21 protein-coding genes are annotated in these 18,029 nt (G+C 52.9%); 6 read left to right on the top strand and 15 right to left on the bottom strand.

The annotated features are described in order from the left end of the window. Positions 1-50: 50 nt before the first annotated feature. The 15 genes from AC4EYZ_RS01170 to AC4EYZ_RS01240 all read right to left on the bottom strand — a co-directional run bounded on the left by AC4EYZ_RS01170 (position 51) and on the right by AC4EYZ_RS01240 (position 11,910). Positions 51-1,364: a S8 family serine peptidase gene (locus AC4EYZ_RS01170; protein ID WP_022523748.1), complete on the bottom strand. Its 1,314-nt coding sequence runs from the start codon at positions 1,362-1,364 to the stop codon at positions 51-53. A 197-nt stretch (positions 1,365-1,561) separates the two neighbouring features. After that, positions 1,562-2,353: a type I methionyl aminopeptidase gene (gene map, locus AC4EYZ_RS01175; RefSeq protein ID WP_022523749.1), complete on the bottom strand. Its 792-nt coding sequence runs from the start codon at positions 2,351-2,353 to the stop codon at positions 1,562-1,564. Next, positions 2,346-2,552, bottom strand: a complete 207-nt coding sequence (locus AC4EYZ_RS01180) for a ParD-like family protein (protein WP_022523750.1) — start codon at positions 2,550-2,552, stop codon at positions 2,346-2,348. Before AC4EYZ_RS01180 ends, map begins: the two co-directional genes overlap by 8 nt. Positions 2,553-2,640: 88 nt before the next feature. Then, positions 2,641-4,029: a CHAD domain-containing protein gene (locus tag AC4EYZ_RS01185; protein ID WP_022523751.1), complete on the bottom strand. Its 1,389-nt coding sequence runs from the start codon at positions 4,027-4,029 to the stop codon at positions 2,641-2,643. A gap of 53 nt (positions 4,030-4,082) precedes the next feature. Beyond that, positions 4,083-4,484 (bottom strand): DUF2784 domain-containing protein, encoded by a 402-nt coding sequence (locus AC4EYZ_RS01190; RefSeq protein WP_022523752.1) that lies wholly within the window; start codon positions 4,482-4,484, stop codon positions 4,083-4,085. A 9-nt stretch (positions 4,485-4,493) separates the two neighbouring features. Further along, a complete protein-coding gene (locus tag AC4EYZ_RS01195; RefSeq protein WP_022523753.1) occupies positions 4,494-5,720 on the bottom strand; it encodes a GGDEF domain-containing protein in 1,227 nt (408 codons plus the stop codon). Between the two features lie 66 nt (positions 5,721-5,786). Next, positions 5,787-6,584 carry a M48 family metallopeptidase gene (locus AC4EYZ_RS01200; RefSeq protein WP_022523754.1) on the bottom strand — a complete coding sequence of 266 codons (798 nt, stop codon included), beginning with the start codon at positions 6,582-6,584 and terminating at the stop codon, positions 5,787-5,789. 18 nt (positions 6,585-6,602) lie between these two features. Then, entirely contained in the window at positions 6,603-6,755 is a 153-nt protein-coding gene (locus AC4EYZ_RS01205; RefSeq protein ID WP_022523755.1) for a hypothetical protein, read from the bottom strand. Between the two features lie 104 nt (positions 6,756-6,859). Next, a complete protein-coding gene (locus AC4EYZ_RS01210; RefSeq protein ID WP_022523756.1) occupies positions 6,860-7,660 on the bottom strand; it encodes a coiled-coil domain-containing protein in 801 nt (266 codons plus the stop codon). A 217-nt stretch (positions 7,661-7,877) separates the two neighbouring features. Further along, a complete protein-coding gene (locus AC4EYZ_RS01215; RefSeq protein WP_238326104.1) occupies positions 7,878-9,098 on the bottom strand; it encodes a winged helix-turn-helix domain-containing protein in 1,221 nt (406 codons plus the stop codon). A 52-nt stretch (positions 9,099-9,150) separates the two neighbouring features. After that, a complete protein-coding gene (locus AC4EYZ_RS01220) occupies positions 9,151-9,555 on the bottom strand; it encodes a DUF1801 domain-containing protein (RefSeq protein WP_022523758.1) in 405 nt (134 codons plus the stop codon). A gap of 167 nt (positions 9,556-9,722) precedes the next feature. Further along, the gene (locus AC4EYZ_RS01225) at positions 9,723-10,226 is read right to left on the bottom strand and encodes an arsinothricin resistance N-acetyltransferase ArsN1 family B (RefSeq protein ID WP_238326105.1); all 504 of its coding nucleotides are present in this window, start codon (positions 10,224-10,226) and stop codon (positions 9,723-9,725) included. A 107-nt stretch (positions 10,227-10,333) separates the two neighbouring features. Continuing rightward, positions 10,334-10,924, bottom strand: coding sequence for an O-methyltransferase (locus AC4EYZ_RS01230; protein WP_022523760.1), 591 nt, complete (start codon positions 10,922-10,924; stop codon positions 10,334-10,336). Positions 10,925-10,967: 43 nt separating this feature from the next. Beyond that, on the bottom strand, positions 10,968-11,594 hold the full coding sequence (locus AC4EYZ_RS01235; protein ID WP_022523761.1) for a LysE family translocator: 627 nt from the start codon (positions 11,592-11,594) through the stop codon (positions 10,968-10,970). Positions 11,595-11,703: 109 nt separating this feature from the next. Continuing rightward, positions 11,704-11,910, bottom strand: coding sequence for a DUF2306 domain-containing protein (locus AC4EYZ_RS01240; RefSeq protein ID WP_081742528.1), 207 nt, complete (start codon positions 11,908-11,910; stop codon positions 11,704-11,706). 44 nt (positions 11,911-11,954) lie between these two features. Here AC4EYZ_RS01240 and AC4EYZ_RS01245 point away from each other — a divergent pair, with 44 nt between their 5' ends. The 6 genes from AC4EYZ_RS01245 to AC4EYZ_RS01270 all read left to right on the top strand — a co-directional run bounded on the left by AC4EYZ_RS01245 (position 11,955) and on the right by AC4EYZ_RS01270 (position 18,001). Beyond that, on the top strand, positions 11,955-12,089 hold the full coding sequence (locus tag AC4EYZ_RS01245) for a hypothetical protein (RefSeq protein ID WP_231500688.1): 135 nt from the start codon (positions 11,955-11,957) through the stop codon (positions 12,087-12,089). Between the two features lie 406 nt (positions 12,090-12,495). Further along, the gene (locus tag AC4EYZ_RS01250) at positions 12,496-13,881 is read left to right on the top strand and encodes an FAD-binding oxidoreductase (protein WP_022523763.1); all 1,386 of its coding nucleotides are present in this window, start codon (positions 12,496-12,498) and stop codon (positions 13,879-13,881) included. Positions 13,882-14,687: 806 nt separating this feature from the next. Beyond that, positions 14,688-14,882 carry a hypothetical protein gene (locus AC4EYZ_RS01255; RefSeq protein ID WP_199105108.1) on the top strand — a complete coding sequence of 65 codons (195 nt, stop codon included), beginning with the start codon at positions 14,688-14,690 and terminating at the stop codon, positions 14,880-14,882. A gap of 133 nt (positions 14,883-15,015) precedes the next feature. Next, positions 15,016-15,483, top strand: coding sequence for a helix-turn-helix domain-containing protein (locus tag AC4EYZ_RS01260; protein WP_278371347.1), 468 nt, complete (start codon positions 15,016-15,018; stop codon positions 15,481-15,483). 76 nt (positions 15,484-15,559) lie between these two features. Next, positions 15,560-16,315 carry a phosphatase PAP2 family protein gene (locus AC4EYZ_RS01265; protein ID WP_490204072.1) on the top strand — a complete coding sequence of 252 codons (756 nt, stop codon included), beginning with the start codon at positions 15,560-15,562 and terminating at the stop codon, positions 16,313-16,315. A 1,146-nt stretch (positions 16,316-17,461) separates the two neighbouring features. Beyond that, positions 17,462-18,001: an invasion associated locus B family protein gene (locus tag AC4EYZ_RS01270; protein ID WP_053857070.1), complete on the top strand. Its 540-nt coding sequence runs from the start codon at positions 17,462-17,464 to the stop codon at positions 17,999-18,001. Positions 18,002-18,029 lie beyond the last annotated feature (28 nt).

The following is an 18,029-nucleotide window of genomic DNA, read 5'->3' on the forward strand; positions in this document are numbered from 1 at the left end:
AGTGCACTGGCCGGCCTGAAAGGAGCGCCTGCCCAGTGCGTCGCCCAACATCAAGGCGCTTGTACCAACCCAGCTCCCACGCGGGATTCAGGCGATGGCAGCTCTTGCACCGAAGCCACTAGCTGTTGCCACAGTTTCCTTCCCCGTAATGAGGCATCAGACTGTGCCCACAGTGCCGCGCAGCCTGCCACGTGTGGTGCCGCCATGCTGGTGCCACTGATCGTCTTATGGCGAGTGGGCCGGGGCCATGAGGAGAAGATATCGCGCCCAGGCGCGGCAATTTCGATCTTGCCATGATTGGAAAAGCTGGAAGGCTTCAGGTTCGGATCGAGAGACGCCACCGACATCACGGTAGGCGAGTTGGCAGGCGCCCCTGTATTGGTTGCAGAATTTCCCGCTGCAGCGATAACGAGGCACCCATTACGCAGCGCCGCTTCACCAGCATGGGTGTAGGCGGCCTGCACCGGGCTCTGGCTGCCAAGCGACATCGAGATCACTTCACACCGGTTGGCTATGGCCCAGTTTAGGCCAGCGAGAACGCCCGCCCCGGTACTGCTGCCCGAGTTGGTCAGCACCTTGCCGACGAAGACCTGCGCCTCATACGCGATCCCGTAACGCTGAGTGTTTTCACCGGGCGCCTGGGGGCCACAGGCCGTGCCGATACAGTGAGTACCGTGCCCGTTAATATCCTGCACCGGCTCCCCGACGAATGAGCGGGTAACGAACTCCCTACCCTCGAAATCCGGGTGGCCAAGATCCATCCCGGTATCCAGAACGGCGACTTTTATACCCGCGCCACTCCAGCTACTTTGCGGCACCTTACAGCGTTTTAGCCCCCAAGTTGGCCGAAGGGCGTCCTCTTCAAGGTTCTCTTCGCCTTCTTCCAAATCCAGCTCGACGCCAAGATCACGAGCGATGGTGCTGGCTGCCCGCAAAAAACCCCGTAGATATTCAGAATTTTCAGAAAAGGCGAAATACTCTGGCTCAATAATTTCGATGGGACTATCCGCGGCTACTTTACCCAGCGCACTCATGCCATGCTGCTGTAGGGCATCGCCGCCTACCAGCGCTACTCCAATCTCTGGAAATACCATTGCCTCAGCATCTCCGGCATCTTCCAGGCTAATGGCTTGATCGGTGAAATCCCGCGCATCAGCGATGCGAAATTTCTGGGCTTTTAGCGACTTAATGCCCTCTTCTACCCGCCCCTCACGATAGCTAATAAGAAAGCGCCCGGTTTCAAGGCAACTGCCGCCCCGCTCTAAGGCTGCCAATAGCAATTTTTCGGTGCCGCATGAAACAGTGGCGAGTAACTCACCCGCTGGCGTACTGCCTTTTCCGTTACCTGTCGGTTTTTTCGCCATCGTAGACATCCTTTTCATTTAGCTGGTAAGCGATATGGAATAGGTGAATCATAGACACCATGCAAGGGAAAGCATGCCTAGCTATGCCACATCCACCATTTCAGCTTAACGCACCTGATATGCTTCGCCAGATCGATTTCAGGCTACGGCCCTTAAACATACAGGGCGCTTAAACGAAGGAGGATAGATCATGGCCGTTATGGGTTAATCTCAGTAGGGAGGCACTCGTCATCGCGGAGTGTTAGCACTTCGAAACCAGAGGATGTGACCGCTACCGTATGCTCCCACTGAGCAGACAATTTCTTGTCACTGGTCACCACCGTCCAGCCATCCCGCTTGGTTTTTATCTTGGCCCTGCCCTGATTAATCATGGGCTCGATGGTAAACACCATCCCTTCTTTCAACGCCAGGCCTCTGCCTCTCTTCCCGTAATGCAGCACTTGCGGCTCTTCATGCATTTCGCGACCTATTCCATGGCCGCAATACTCACGAACGACAGAGTATCCGTGTTTTTCGGCATATTGCTGAATTGCGTAGCCTACATCACCCAATGTGGCACCTGGCTTGACCGCGTGTATTCCTTGCCACATGGCCTCGTAGGTTTTATCGACCAGTCGCTTGGCATAGGGAGTCACATCGCCAATCAGATACATCTTGCTGGAGTCAGCAATAAAGCCGTCTTTCTCCAGGGTAATGTCGACATTGACGATATCGCCTGTTTTGAGCATTTGCTTCTCGGATGGAATGCCATGGCACACCACGTGGTTGACTGAGGCATTCAATACGTACTGGTAATCGTATTGCCCCTTACTGGCCGGGCGAGCCTGCAATTGATCGACGATATAGCGCTCGGCCCAATCGTTAATAGCCATGGTGGATACGCCGGGCGCTATCCGTTGGTCGAGATGGCTGAACACCAATCCGAGTAGCCGTCCGGCTTCCCGCATCAAACGCAACTCCTCCTCGCTTTTCAGCGTCAGCTCACTCACCGACCACCTTCCTTACTTCAACGTCGGCTTGTTTCATTTGCTCACGCATGATGTCAGAGAAGGTCATTCCCGGATTGGCCTCAGCCAGCATGCCCACCTTTATCCAGTACTCTGCCTGGGCATTGATTGAGCGCACCATGACAGTGCTTGCCTTGCGAATATCCTCATGCAACTGGTCATTGATCTTAACGATACCCATCACACCACCCAATATATGAAACGAATATGGAATATATACGAATCATATATTGCGTAACGATTGGCGGCAAGGCTACCTGATTACGTTGTTACGGGGACACGTTGGCCAGAGGTTCCAACGCCAATACTTCTTTGCGCAGCACAAGCTTCGGCTTCTCTAACGAATCGCGCCACTGAACACACTCCTGCTGTTGCTGCGAGTCGTTATCGGGGTTTGCGACGAAGGCATCCAGCCAGGCCTGGCGGGAACACAGGTCTTGATACTCCCCGAGCAGGCGCTGGCGGTACTTCAGTTGGGACAGAAACGGCTCAGGGGTCTCTGGATTCAGATCAGCCAGGTAGCGAATCCGCTTCACGCCCTTACGCAGTTCATGGAACCCGGTGTCATGGGTATCCAACGAGAGTGCCGCCAGGTCTTCATCGTGGCGTGCGATACGCTCATTCAGTACCGTACGGATACGCTTTGGCGTCAGTTTCGAAAGTGCCTTACCAACGTCATCGGAAGCGATAAAGTGCTGCCATGCCTCCATCTCCTCAGCATACGCCGGTGCACTTAACTGCTGGCACAGCGCCTGGTGGCGTTCCCGCTGGCAATCCTGCAGCCACTGCATCAATCCCTGGCGACTACCAGAAGTGAGCGGCGGGGGCGTCTTGGCCATATCCTCCAGAAACACATCAATATCACGCAGGTCACTGGTAGCCTGGGCACGTTGCTTGAGCCGCTTAAGCATCTTTTTCAGGCCAGGCACTCGGGTAATGGCGCGCACGGATTCACCCACTGCCCGGCTACGACGCAGATTAACCCGGTACTGGTGCAGGAACTCAGGATCAATGCCTGCGATGACACCGGCTTCCAAGGCACGGATCATCTGATACTGGTGCTCCATCATGTCACGCATGCGGCTGGCGGTGTCGTTATTGCGTTTAGGTGGTTGGGGGGCAAGGCGCTGAAAAAGAGGATAGCTGGCCGCTTCCGGGGTCAGGAACCCTGCCAGTTTGGCTCCGTTATGCCCCGCGCTTTTCCAAGAAGAGCCGGACAGCGTGAAATGCAGCACGCTCCCGGTGGGCAGTGAATGCGGCGCAGCCTTGTCGAGCCAACGAGCCAGATCATGCAGCGCAGGGTTATGCCCAATCACCAGGACTCTTTCGGCTTCGTTTGGCAACGATTCGAGCCAAGCCTGCAGCCCGCCACCATCGAACGTATAAAGGTCTTCATCGAAGTGAACCTGGTTGACCAGGGTATAATCAGGCAGTTGGCCTGCGATCTCATCGAAGGTTTCCCGCGTGCGAGCCGCTGTACTGACGTAAATCCCCCCTTCTAACGCTTGCCAGTGCTGAAGCACATGCGCCATCGCCGCTGCCTGACGTTTACCACGCTTTCGCAACGGCCGTTGGTGGTCGGTCATGTCGCCACTGGGCTGTTTAGCTTTGGCGTGCCGCATTAGGTATAGGTGCCGCATTAGGTATAGGTGCCGCATGGGTTCGCTCCCAAGCACAGTATGATACGCAAAGTTTAGTACACGCCCATCTTCTAGGGAGAGTGCTGTCGAGGCTTCACCACAAACCAACTGGCCAACACCAGGCTACCGAATAGCGTGTACACCACCACAAACACCCACTCCGGCAAAGTGAAATAGAGCAGGCTGTGCAGCCAGTACTGAATAAACGAGCCCGAATAGGTGACGGCGCCTGCCTCTGCCCTCAGCGCCATTTCCCAGGTGGTTAACGGGCAAACCACGCCAAGCCAAGCCTGAACCACCACATAACCTATGGCGCATAGATGCATGATACGAAAGGTTCTATTGCGAACCCACCGCCAGCTGAAGAAGTAGCCTGCGTAAATGGCGACCAGGCCTAACACCACGAAGGCCACAAACAGCACGTGGAGAATTAAAAGGGTGTCGGCGAGCATTAGCAGCAGTGATGGGGGCATAGGAAAGCGCTACTTGCTGCCAACGGGTGAATCTGGTGCTTCGACGACATCGCTGCAGACGACGACTTGGTTCCTCCCAGCGCGTTTGCCAACATAAAGCATCTCATCCGCTCGTTTAATTAAAGACTCCAGATCGGCTTCCTCTGAATCGGTAGCCGCCACGCCAACGGTGACGCTTGGGCGCAGTTTGCCCATCTCTTCTGTTAACGAAAGTTCAGCCACCTTCTTTTTCAAACGCTCTGCTACCATTTGCGCATCGCTCGAGCTGGTGTCTGGGAGTGCGACAACAAACTCTTCACCACCAAAACGTCCTATCACATCCGTTGGGCGCAGCGATTCTGCACAGACTTCGGCAATTTTGGTTAGCACCCAATCCCCATGGCTATGCCCCCAGGTGTCGTTAATGTGTTTGAAGTGATCCACATCGATCATAAACAGGCTGAATGGCACCTTGTGGGTTTGCGAGTGCTGCAACAGATCTTTAGCCAGTTTTATAAAATGGCCGCGATTATTCAGGCTGGTCAGCGCGTCCTGCTCAGCGACTACCCTCAGCTGTTCTTCCAGTGATTTTCGGTGCGCGATCTCTTTGTGTAACTGGTGGTTATTCTCTCGCTCTTCTTGAAGCAGTGTATATTGCTTACGCTGCAGGCATTCCAAGCGCAGCAGGGCGAAAAACCCTACAACGCTGCCCATAATCAGCAACAGTGCGACCAGTAGCGTCGCTATCGGGGCAAGACTTGCGAACAGCACCGCAGCCACTAAAAAGCCAATATTTAAATAGAGGCTGGCCGCTGTCACGACTGTTAGCGGATTGGGAATCAGAAGATAAAACGCCATGGTAGCCACCACCACCGCGGTGATTTGAGTGGGGAGGCTTTCGGGTCGTAGGGGGACAATCAATATAATGCCCGTGGCAAATACCCACAGCGGTAAGGCGTGCAACCAAGCACGGTAATCATTGCCACCCCAGCGCCGCACAACGAGTGCCACCAACAGGCAAATGCTCACCACCACTATTCGCATGGTAAGCAGCAGATAGAACTCCCTGGTAAGGCCCAGCAGGTAGTAATCCGCAATCGCGAACATGCCAAAGACACATGCCGCAACGCTCACAGCAAAGCTAAACTCAAGCCGCACGCTTTCCTGGATAGAGCGGCGATACATCAACTCACGGCTGGCATCGCAAAACTGCCCGGTTAACCCATGCACCTGATACTGTTGTTTCTGTAATGGCACAGCCCCACACTCCCGACGTCACGTGGCAATTTTTCTTATTTTATCAATAACGCGATGCCACTCACCTCAACATTCAGCAGGCGTAACCGTACGATAGCTGGCCGTGGCCTTTTCCAGCCCTTGCTGTAATGCCCGAATGCGCGATTCATGGGCAGGATGCGTAGAAAGAAATTCAGGGGGCTGACCACCACCGCTAGCAGCCATGTTGCGCCACAGGGTCACGCTCTGCTGCGGGTCAAACCCCGCACGGGCCATAATTTCCAAGCCCATCAAATCGGCCTCCTCCTCATGGGTGCGGCTGAAAGGCAGGCTAATGCCCAACTGGGCACCGATACCCAAGGCCTGCATCAATTGCTGGTTGCCAAATTCCTCTTCCCCTAATAACCCCACCACCAATAACATGGCTTTAATGCCAAGCTGCTGGGTAAGCCGCTCATTGCCATGATCCGCCAACACATGCCCCACCTCGTGCCCAATCACCGCCGCTAGCTGGGCTGGCGTCTCGGCCACTCGCAGTAGCCCGCTATGCACCCCGATGCGTCCACCCGGCAGAGCAAACGCATTGGGGGAAGCATCCTCAAATACCACCACTTCCCAGCGTTCAGGGAAAGCGAGCCCTGGGTAGCTCGCCTTAGCGCCAGCCACCACTTTTTCGGCCACGCACTGCACTAATTGATTAGCCTGCGTATCGCGATTGATCGGCTGGCTATTGCGCAGCTGATTAAAGGCATCTTCTCCCATGTCAGCCATTAACGCGTTCGGTACTAACGCCAATTGGGAGCGCCCGGTGGGCGTTTCCCCACAGCCAGCCAAAGAGGCCAGCAACCCCAAAAGAAAAAGAGGTAACAGAAATCGCCGATGCATCGGATAGTATCGCCTGGATTAAGAAATGTGCAGTAGAGTGTAAGGCGCTTCGCAGGCGTGGCGCTCGTCGCGTTCATCAACGCTACCCAGCCCAAGGTGCCGGTCGTTATCGTAGGCCACAAACAGGCGGACATAATCCAACTCAGTATGAAGCTCTAGCGAACCTACCACTCCTTGTCGGAGCAGTAGATATCTTCGAGAACCTCCCCGTTAAAGTAACGGGGAGACACGCCTAGAGTTCTTCGCTGCGAGGTATTATTCGTTAAGGCTGTAAATCACTCAGGCGTTTGCGCTTCGTCGCGCATCACTTCGAGCGAAGTGATTTCAACGGTGAGCGCATCACGCGTTGTTTCTAACTCACTTACCCGATCACCGACCGCTGAAAGTTGGTTATTGGCCTCTTCTATCTGAGTATTTAGCGCTTCAAGGTCAGCTTCAACCTGACTGCGGGCATCTTCTGCCTCTTGACGAGCCTGTTGCGCGGTATCGCTGGCGGCTTCGGCCTCTTCAATCTCTGTGTTGAGCGCTTCAAGGTCTGCTTCAGCCTCGCTGCGAGCGTCTTCTGCGTCTTGACGAGACTGTTGAGCGGCATCGCGGGCGGCTTCGGCCTCTTCTTTCTCTTTTTCTACCTCGGCGTAGTTCTCATTCAGCTCTTCAAGGCTGCTCTGCCGTTCGTCGACCTGCTCATTGAGGGTCTCCACTTCTTCTTCGCGGGTTTCACGCTCGCCCCGTAAAGCCTTCAAATCTTCTTCAGCGTGGGAAATATCTGCTCGCGTCGAAGCTAGCTCGGCTTCAGCATCAGCTTGCTCAACCTCAAGGGCGCTCATTCTCTGCTGCAGTGTTGCTAAATCAAGCTCCGCGGCTTCAACCTCAGACATCTCCGCCTGAATCTGTTGATGCTCCCGCTCAGTTTCAGCCAGACGCGCTTCGAGCGCATCCATACTGTCTCCCCGCGACCCAGCAATGGTGTGCGCCACCACGGCCCAGACCACCGCAATAATCGCGATGACCAAGAGCACCTTTACCCGGTTATCGCTCAACAATGCTATCGTTGATGGTTTATTTGTCCCTGTCATTGGTGCAATCCTCTCGCTTAAGCGTTATCGCTAATATAGCAGCTAACGTATCTACGTCAGCAGGCCGTCATCTGCCCCGTTGTTAATATGGAGGAAAGTTTTTGATTCGGCTAGAAACGATCATTCAACACATTCATGTACCTGAAGCCATGGCTCCGAGGAAAATTTTTCCAATAGCAACGCCTAGCTTAGATACCCCACCCCTGCCTAGATCCTTTCACCCCAGGGGTTTTAACGCGCTGCGCAACCGCTGAGTCAGGTGTTCAGGTTGGACTGCATTCAAAGAGACGGAGTCAGATTTTTGAAAATGACAAAACTGAACGATGGCTTCCACAAAAGCAGTAACGACTCTATGTTCATCAAAAGGGTGTGGCTCGAAATATAAGTTCTTGATCTCTAAGTGACTGGTTTTGCGATGGACTTTACAATCCATCCGGCCAACAAATGCATCGCGATAAAGTAGCGGCAGGCAAAAGTAACCATACTGACGCTTGGCTTCGGGCACATAACATTCCAGCTGATAGTCGTATTGAAACAGCGCCCTGAGCCGCTCCCGCTGAATGACACTGTTGTCGAAGGGGGAAAGAATCAACATTCGCTCTTTCAAACGAGGAAGAGGGCGTTCGAGCGCTCCCCTTTCCAATATAAATACATCGCCACTGCTCACTTTCACTCTCTCTAAATCACCCTGCGCTAACCTTTCATTTACCAGGGCATTCACAGCTTTGCGTAACTCTGTATTTCGGCGCAGATAGGTCAGCCCTTTGAGTGAAGCAAACCCATGACAGCTCAATTGTTGGTCTACAAGGTGCGCCGCATACTCCTCCATGGAGGGCATCTGTAAATTTACGTGAGATGGCAATACCCGCTCGGTTAGATCATATGTCTTTTGAAAACCGTCGCGGTCGCTGACCATCAGATCGCCTTGCATATACAGCTGTTCAAGTGCCTTTTTGGCGGGCTTCCAGTCCCACCAGCCTGCACGTTTGATGCTGCTAGCCCCTACATCTCGAGACCGCAGCGGGCCATCTGAACGTATGCGAGCCAACAACTCTCCCATGAGCTTTTTATCAGGTGATCTAAACCAATGCGTTTGCCCACTTTTGATAGCGTTTTTGTAGGGCAAGGAAAAGCGAAAATCGGTAATGGGTAAAAATGCAGCCGCGTGCGACCAATACTCAAAAATGTCTTTATTGATCAACAGCTGGTTCAGCATGTGTGGCTCAAACCCTGGTACTCGGGAGTGAATAACATGATGATGGGCTCGTTCCACCACAGATATGGTGTCTATCTGAACATAACCCAGGTGGTTAATCGCTTTACGGGCACCGGCTAAGCCACGTCCATAAGGCTTATTCTGCAGCAAACCTTGCGCAGCCAGAGCAAGGCGACGTAAGCGCGACAGCTCTTGTGGGCGTTTAATTTCAGTGATTGTCATACTTGCCTCGAAGCTCGTCATTAACAGTACAAGTTTGCACTTTACCCAATGGCTACACGCCTAGAAGCGGCAAGCGCTTAAGCTTGTGGTACTTCAGAGCCAACTCGATGCAATGCCTTAACGGAACCTGTTCGATATTCACACTCAGAGGGAGCACAATAGCTCTCTTACCCTCATACTCAAATTCATCAGGATATATTTCTTTGAACGTTTCAATCAAACATGTTTGGCAGTGAAAAAATACCTTAATGACGTCTGGATCTTTAGGTTTCCAGTCGATTCGAATGGTAGTGCCCCCTTTGACAAGATAACTAGCTTCTCCCCATTTAAGCGCTTCTTCGACATCGCCAAGCTCATCTTCAGCAGCTACTGCCAGAATGAGTTGTCGCACGCTCTCAAGCTGCAACCGTGCGCCTTTCGGGTAGCTTTCAAACTTAGCCTGAACATCTGGATTCACGTTAAACTTACTCCAGGGTTAGCAGCGAGAGGCATAAAATTCATCTATCACACCAAACCGAAAGGCCATCGTTCCACGATAGTCTCAACATGCCGGCTCCCACCATTCTGAGTTACGTCCATAGTGTCTAATTACATCAACCTTGCTTTCAGCATGTTGAGTTACTATCAGTTAGTCAGATTTAGCTGCCAATAGCCAACGTCGTGCCATTGATCGAACTTAAACCCTACCTTTTCAAAATGGGCCACTTTTTTCATGCCCATTTTTTCGTGCAGTGCAACGCTGGCCGGGTTGGGAAGCGTGATACCGCCCATCACCGCATGAATACCGCACTCTGTGAGCGTGGAAAAGAGCGTTTCGTACAGCTTTGCGCCCAAGCCCCTACCGTGCGCCTGATTGGAAAGGTAGACGCTGACTTCAACTGAAAATCGATAGGCGCTTCTCTCTTTCCATTTGGTAGCGTAGGCATAGCCCACCACATCACCCTCTTCTACTGCCACCAACCAAGGCAAACCTGCCCCCTGAACGTTTTCAATCCGGCCTTGGATGTCTGAACCCAATACTGGCTTTTCTTCAAATGAAATAGCGGTATTTTCGATGTAGTGGTTATAAATGTGCGCTATGGTTTCCGAATCACCCTTTACGGCATCTCTGATCATGTTTTTTTCCATTTATATTCTGACGGTTTACGTTCACTGATTAACATAATTCAACTTCCGCTTTCGTGATCAGCTAGAGTGCCGTTTAAGCCAAGCTAAGCCGCAATAAGAGCCGCCCTCTAACCACCGCACCGCGTTGCCAGAAACTCGCCATTGCCAACAGGTACAGTGCACGTGGTGAAATCAGGATCTGCCGATACCAGCGCCATAAAATCAGCCATTTCATCTGCATGGGAAGTGGCGTTATCCACCACAAGCAGTCCGCCCTTGCGTAAAACTCGCTGGATATTCGGCCACCAATTCACATAATCAGAGCGCTTTGAGTCTAAAAAGAGCAGATCGAAACAGGCATCGTCCAGGCTTTCAAGAAGCCCACCCACCTCCCCTCGCTGCTGAGTGATGACATCAGAGAGGCCTGAGCGCTCAAAATTTCTCGCGGCCATCTCAAGCTTGTATTCGGAAAGCTCAACAGTGGTAACGTGCCCACCAACCCTCTGCACTGCCTGAGCCAGCCATAAGGTGGAGTACCCATTCGAGGTGCCAATTTCCAGCACTCGTTGAGCATTGGTTGCTTGAACTAGTACCGATAGGAACTCCCCCGTATCACGGGTGATATTGAGCATTCGTCTTGGGCGCTCAGAAATAGCAGCATCGTTTTGTTGGCCAAATTGCTCAAGTTCCGTTAGCAGTTCTTGAAGGGTTTCACTCATAGTTGTCTCCCGATACGAACACATCCAATTTACCGTCTTTTGCTTATACAGGTCGCTTAGCAAGCAGTGCCCAGACACCCGCCGAAGAGAGTAACGTTCCGCCAACCAAGTTGAAGCGACGCTGGGCGCGACGCGATGCCAGCATCTTGCGCACCGATGCTGCGAATACGGCGTAGAGAGTGGCATTAAGCGTTGCCAACGCCACAAACGTGATCGCAAGTATCCACAGTTGTTGCCCAGCATCGGCGTTCGGGCTGACGAATTGCGGCAAAAAGGCGACGAAGAAGATAATGCCCTTCGGGTTGAGCGCAGTAACGAGATAGGTATTGGTGAAAAGCTTCCAGCGCGAACCTGATACCGCCGGTGTTACCGGCTGCACAGAGGATATACCGGCACGCAATAGTTTGATGCCCATATAGAGAAGGTATAAACCGCCGATCCACTTGATCACAGTGAACCAGAATGCCGAGGTGGCTAACACCGCTCCCAAGCCAAGCAGTGAAAAGAGCAGCGCCGTTGAATCACCCAATGCCACCGCAGCAACAAGCGGAATATTGGCGCGCCTACCTTGGGCGATAGAGTAGCTGACCACGGTCAGAATCGTTGGCCCAGGGATGGCGAGCAATGCCACCGACGCCAGGGCAAAGGCGAACCAGATTTCAATAGACATGGAAAGCTACCTCACAGGTTGTTAATGCTAAGTTAGCATAAGCTCAACAATGATTGGAGTGCTCTGCTAGAAGCTAAGCGGCTCTAGCTATCATTCTTGCTTTTAACCATCAGCACATACCCAGCTGAGCGGCGATCCAGCGTCCCAGCGCCAGGGAACCAACAAAAGCACCGACTAGCCCCAGATAGGCGCCAACCATCCAACTGCGATGCTGCTCTATCCTGCCCTTGAGGATAGCCACCACTGCAACGGCAAGAGCTACTAACACCCACAACGAAAGCAGATGAATCGGTCTAAAGTGACCTATCAGCGGCAGAACGCCACCACCAGCTCAAGGAACGCCTAACGACCTACGCTGCCATAGAACGAGAGTGGTTTAGCAACCCAGAGACGTTCACGCCCGTCCAGCGCGCTCCCTGGCACACGCTGAGGCTTGGCCAACGCCTTACCGAGACGTGGGTGGAATGGGTCGAGGAAGTGATGGAAGAGGATTAGCTATTGGTGAAACCAGCTTCTCGTGGAAGCTTGGGGCTTTGGAGGGAGGGATTGTTATCGGCCAGGAGCTAACTTCAAGAAAGCCTTGACGTTTCAATAACAAGAGCAAGTTGGTGGGTCGAAATTAACCAAAATTTTGCAGGCAAGGTCTGCATCTATCAAAAAACACCATAACCACTTATCAATAATCAACCGTGGTCAGGCCATGATGATTAATGGATCGTTCGAAGAAAAAAGAGAAACTCTTGACAGACCTCCCTATACTGTATCTATCCACTGACGAAATACCAATCAAAGGGTCGCTGTGAAGATTGGGGATAATCGCCAGCTTGGTAGTTTTCCTCACTTACCCGCCCGGCGGCCCCTCGTATGAACCTTGCCCTGGGCATACCTCAAGGTGTTCGTCATGAACCAACTTTCACAAACCGCAATAGAGGAGTTCAAAACCAATTTTTCAGGAAGCGTGATTCTTCCAGAAGATAAACAATACGAGGAAGCGCGTCAGATATGGAATGCCATGATTGATCGCAGACCCTCCATGATTGCCTGTTGCACTTCACCTGACGATGTTGTTCAGTCCTTAAACTTCGTACGCCGGCACGATCTCCCTTTCTCCGTGCGCGGCGGTGGTCACAACATTGCAGGCACCTCTGCCTGCGACGATGGCGTTATGATCGACCTCTCGCAAATGAAGAGAGTAGACATTGATCCAGAACTTCACCTTGGATACGTCGAGCCAGGTTGCAACCTGGCGGACTTCGATGCCTCTGCCCAAGCGTATGGTCTTGCTACCCCACTGGGCATCAACTCCACCACGGGTGTGGCCGGTCTGACCTTGGGAGGAGGATTCGGTTGGCTAAGCCGAAAGTACGGCATGACCATCGACAACCTGCTTGGCATGGACGTCATTACCGCCGATGGCCAACAGTTGCATGCCAGTGAATCGGAAAACGACGACCTTTTCTGGGGGCTTCGCGGTGGAGGCGGTAACTTCGGTATCGTTACCCGTTTCGAGTACCAATTGCATCCGGTAGGCCCGAATGTTCTATGCGGTCTTATCGTCTTTCCCTTCGACGAAGCAAAATCGATCATCACACAGTTCGCCCGCTTCACGCAGACGATGCCAGACGAACTCAACGTGTGGATGGTGACGCGCAAGGCGCCCCCCTTGCCTTTCCTGGCCGGGGCAGTACACGGGAAAGAGATTGTCGCTCTTGCCATTTGCTACGCAGGCGACCCCTTAGAAGGCGAGAAACACATCGAACCGCTTAGAAGGTTTGGTAACGCATACGGCGAGCATATCGGTGTGCAGCCATATATCGACTGGCAAAAAGCGTTCGACCCACTGTTAACGCCAGGGGCACGCAACTACTGGAAGTCTCATAATTTCTCGACGCTGGCAGAAGAGCCGATCGATGCTATCATCGAATACGCTGGTGCCCTACCGTCTTCACAGTGCGAGATTTTTATTGCCACGATAGGCGGTCAAACAGGCCGAGTGCAACCCGAAGCGATGGCGTACTCGAACCGTGATGCTAATTATGTGATGAACGTGCATGCTCGTTGGGAGACGGCCGTAGAGGATGAACGCTGCATTGCCTGGGCGCGTGAATTCTTCAACCGGTCACAGCCTTATGCCAGTGGAGGTGCCTACGTCAACTTTCTGACCGGAGATGAAGCTGACCGCACTGCCTTCGCCTATGGAGCGAGCTATGAGCGGCTGGTGGCGCTCAAGAAGAAGTTCGATCCGACAAACCTCTTCCGTATCAACCAGAATATCCTCCCGACCTGAATGCATTTCGCGTCATAGCGCTATAAGCTTTAGAGTTCAAACTGTGCAACCCCCTGAAAGCGTCGCGGTTGTTCACCTGCGCTGGCACTCTGCTCCTTCGAAGTCGTCCAGCGCTTGCCAATGATGAGAAAGCTTCTCTGAGACAAGAACATGGCCCTTGATTCTCCAGGCTTTCCACGTTTCACCGATCTTCTTCATGACGTTTTCATTAGGACGTCCTGAACCGAGGATCCCAGAAATGAAAAGGCGCTCCATGGTATGGCCCCAAGCGGATGGTGGTAAGGGGTGGGAAAGTTTAGTGACACAGATTAGTCAGGACAAGTCCAACACGAGACTCCTAAGATGATTAGTCCAGCCTGGCTGTCGATGATGAAGAGTCATGTCCCCACCATTCCAATGCATAGAAAAGTTTACGGAAATTCTTTACGCATAACCTTCTTCATAGGGCGTTAGGGAGGGCAAGGCGCCGCATATAAAGAAACGACCGAATTGTATTCCTTCAGATATCGTCCAGAAGCAGTCTTTGAGTTAACTCCGTTCACAAGTGAGTTTTTAGAATACCACCTTAGCGTCAGCTCTGGCGCTAAGATCAAAAACTGCGAGAGCACCCATTCTGCTCAGTTCCTGCACGTCGATTCGAGCGGGAATCCTACATGGATGACCCGGCTCCCAAACACCGCCCTCCATCCGTGGTGCATTGAAGGCGGCAATGAGGTGGCCACATCTCGCAGGGCTATTCCAAGCACCCTTTGTTCGACCTCTCCATCGTAGCAATGCCGGGAGAGCCGCCAGAAAGCGAGCAAGTAGTGACGGTAAGACCCGACGGCGGTCTGGAGCTGCTCGATAGTGTGGATATTGCGGTGGTGCCTGGCTGGCATGACCTGAACGAAGCCCCGCCACCCGAGTTGGTTGCGGCGCTCGTCCGCTGTCATGACCGGGGCGCCCATGTGGTGGGGCTCTGTTACGGCACCTATGCCCTAAGCCTATGCCGGGCGGCTTGATGGCAGGCGGGCATCAACGCACTGGATTGCTGAGCAGGACTTCAGAGCCCGATTCCCAAAGGTCAAGCTGGTCACCAATGCACTCTACGTGGAGGAGGATCAACTGGTGACCTCGGCGGGCACGGCCGCTGGCATGGATTGCTGCTTGTGCCTGGTGCGCGAGTATTACGGCGCGCAGATCGCCAACAAGATTGCCCGCGTCATGGTGGTTCCGCCGCATCGGGAAGGTGGGCAGGCACAGTTCATTGAACAACCGGTTGCCGTCTCCACCCAGGATGCCCATATCAATCGCCTGCTCGACTACCTGCGCGAACATCTGGCCTCCTCGCACACTATCGACGAACTCGCCGCCCGAACGGCCATGAGTCGGCGAACCTTTACGCGCCATTTTCATAAAGCCACCGGAATGACGGTCGTAGAGTGGCTGGTCAACGAGCGTTTACGGCGCGGGCGCGAGCTGTTGGAAACCACCTCCTTGTCGGTAGAAGCCATTGCGGAAAAAAGCGGCTTTCACACGGCAACTTCGTTTTGGCAACATTTCAGGCAGCGCCATCAGGTTAGCCCCCGGGACTGGCGCAAGACCTTCGGCGACAATGCCTGACTATCCTGCCAAACTCCTCCAGACAAAACGTCAGAATTGGCGCTGCGTACCCCTTCTCAAAGCAAAGGAGTTGCAAATGAAGCACCATGAAAAACTGGGACAAGTTGGGCGCAAAAGCTTTTCCCTACTGGCTCGGCTCGGCCGCTACGAACTGGCGATGCTGCTATGCGTCGCGGTACTTTCCGGTGGGATTTGGGGGTTCGTCGCGCTGGCCGAAGAAGTTATCGAGGGGGACACCCATAGCATTGATGAGAGCCTGCTGCTCGCCCTTCGCAACCCCGCAGATCTTAGCGACCCAATCGGGCCGGGCTGGGTTGAGGAAATGGGCCGGGACTTCACCGCACTGGGCGGTGTCGGCGTGCTGGTACTCATCACATTGGGCGCCCTGGGCTACCTCTTACTTGCCAGACACTATCGCGCGGCTCTATTTGCCTCAATCGCGGTGCCCGGTGGCATACTTCTCAGCACCGTGATGAAGCTGGGCTTTGACCGCCCTCGCCCCGATCTCGTGCCTCATGAAGCAATGGTCTACACCGCGAGCTTTCCCAGCGGTCACTCGATGATGTCAGCCGTGACCTACCTCACCCTGGCAGCGCTACTCATTCGCGTACAGCCCGCGCTGAGGCTAAAGGCTTACCTCCTGATACTGGCGATATTGTTGACCCTGCTGGTGGGCATAAGCCGCGTTTACCTTGGGGTTCATTGGCCGACCGATGTGCTTGCCGGCTGGACGGCCGGGGCGAGCTGGGCAGCACTGTGTTGGATTGTGATGCGATGGATGCAACGGCATGGGCAGTTAGAACCGGAAGAGAGCAGTTCCAGCATCGAATAACGTGGCTCAAACAGCGCTGGGTAACACAGAGGGTGTTGCCCAGCCACCTGGAAGAACGAATATTTAGCTTGAAGCCGATTAAAAGGGGCTGATGACATCCAGACCAGCCAGCCACGCCAGTGCACTACTTGCAAAATCAGCGCTTTTTGGGCGTTCTGGGAGGAAAATAGCCGCTTAAAAGCCAGCGTAGAATATTGCTCGGTTCAATTATCGGACAAAAAAATAACTTTAGTCACAGCTAACAAATAAGCTTAACCCTATAGAAACAAAGAATTAGCTTGTAGTGGAGCAAGGTACAGTCTGTCTACTTCCTGAAGATTTCATATGGCCAGGGTGAGGCCAGCTTTTACGTTTTAGCAGAGTATTAACTATATACAATGCGCGTCGACACTTTATGCGCTAACATCAGCTCACGGAAGCTGGTTTCATACAGCTTAACGGGTCAACTAATGGATTAATAGAGGCAAATAGCATGAGCAAAGGAAAAGACAGTAAAAAAGACACTAAAAAGAAACCCCTTCTAACAGCCAAAGAAAAGAAAGCTGCTAAATCATCAAAGAAAAGCGAAACCAACGTACTAGGTAACTAAGCGAGCCTAACTCAGCACTACCGCTCACTGCTAAGACTAATAGCAAAATGCAGTAGTGTTAGGAGTTACTTTTGATAGAACGAAACTTTGTTACCTTACATAATTTCAAACAGCCCCTTCACGCTCTTGCCTTTCACTTTTAATTGACCACTGCATAAACCACGCCAATAAAAACTGCAAAGGTAAGCGGGCATATAAATACAGCCTAGGTATATAAAAATATTGCTCAGAGTATAATGCCAGATTTATATCGGCAGATATCTGACGGTGCTTTTCAGCTTAGGGAGACCCATGAGCAGTTGCACCGCTACACGCAGCAACACGCCTGCCTAGCGTCCTGTGTAAGCCTTAATCGCCACTCCGGAACTCGCCTATATAGCGAATGGTTTCACAAATAAAGTCTATATTTACCTTAAATAAAAAAACGCTCAGGAAAACGAGGTGGAGAGGAAGGTAAACCGCCCAACCACGCTCTCGTAAATCAAGGGCTCGACCTCAAGCGAACAAGCAGGCATGGTGAGTATTATTATCCACCATCAGCGAACCAACAGGAGGTTATGCCAATGCCGAACTCTCTTACTCAAAACCTATGCAGGATGGGGCTATTATCGCTCTTGGTGCTGTCTCCCAATGCCTTCAGCCAACAACAACCGGGGGCAGCCTCCGGTAATGATGTCACTACCGAGTCGTTCCAGGATTGGGAAGTCCGTTGCCAGCGTAGTGCCGAGGGCCCGAGCCCTTGTGCGATGTCGCAATTGATCACTCAACCTGACAGCGACCAACCCTTGATGCAGGTAATTCTTGACTACCCGCCTCAGATCGATGACCCGGTGATGAGCTTCTTCGTGCCGCTAGGGGTACGTCTGGCCCCGGGCTTGCAATTCAGTGTGGATAACGCTGAGCCAGTCCAATTCCCCTATCAGGTATGCCAAGAGCAAGGGTGCCGTGCTGACGTGCCCATTGAGTCGTCGATGTTGCAGCAACTCCGCAGTGGCAATACAGCAACCCTCAGCATGATTAGTCCACGCGGTGAACGCATGGACATAGATATTTCGCTGATCGGCTTTACCGATGCTAGTACCCGCATCGCTCCCTGATCTTAGGGGCCTTGCCCGACAAAGCCGG

The organism is Vreelandella sp. 162(4c) (genome assembly GCF_058152265.1).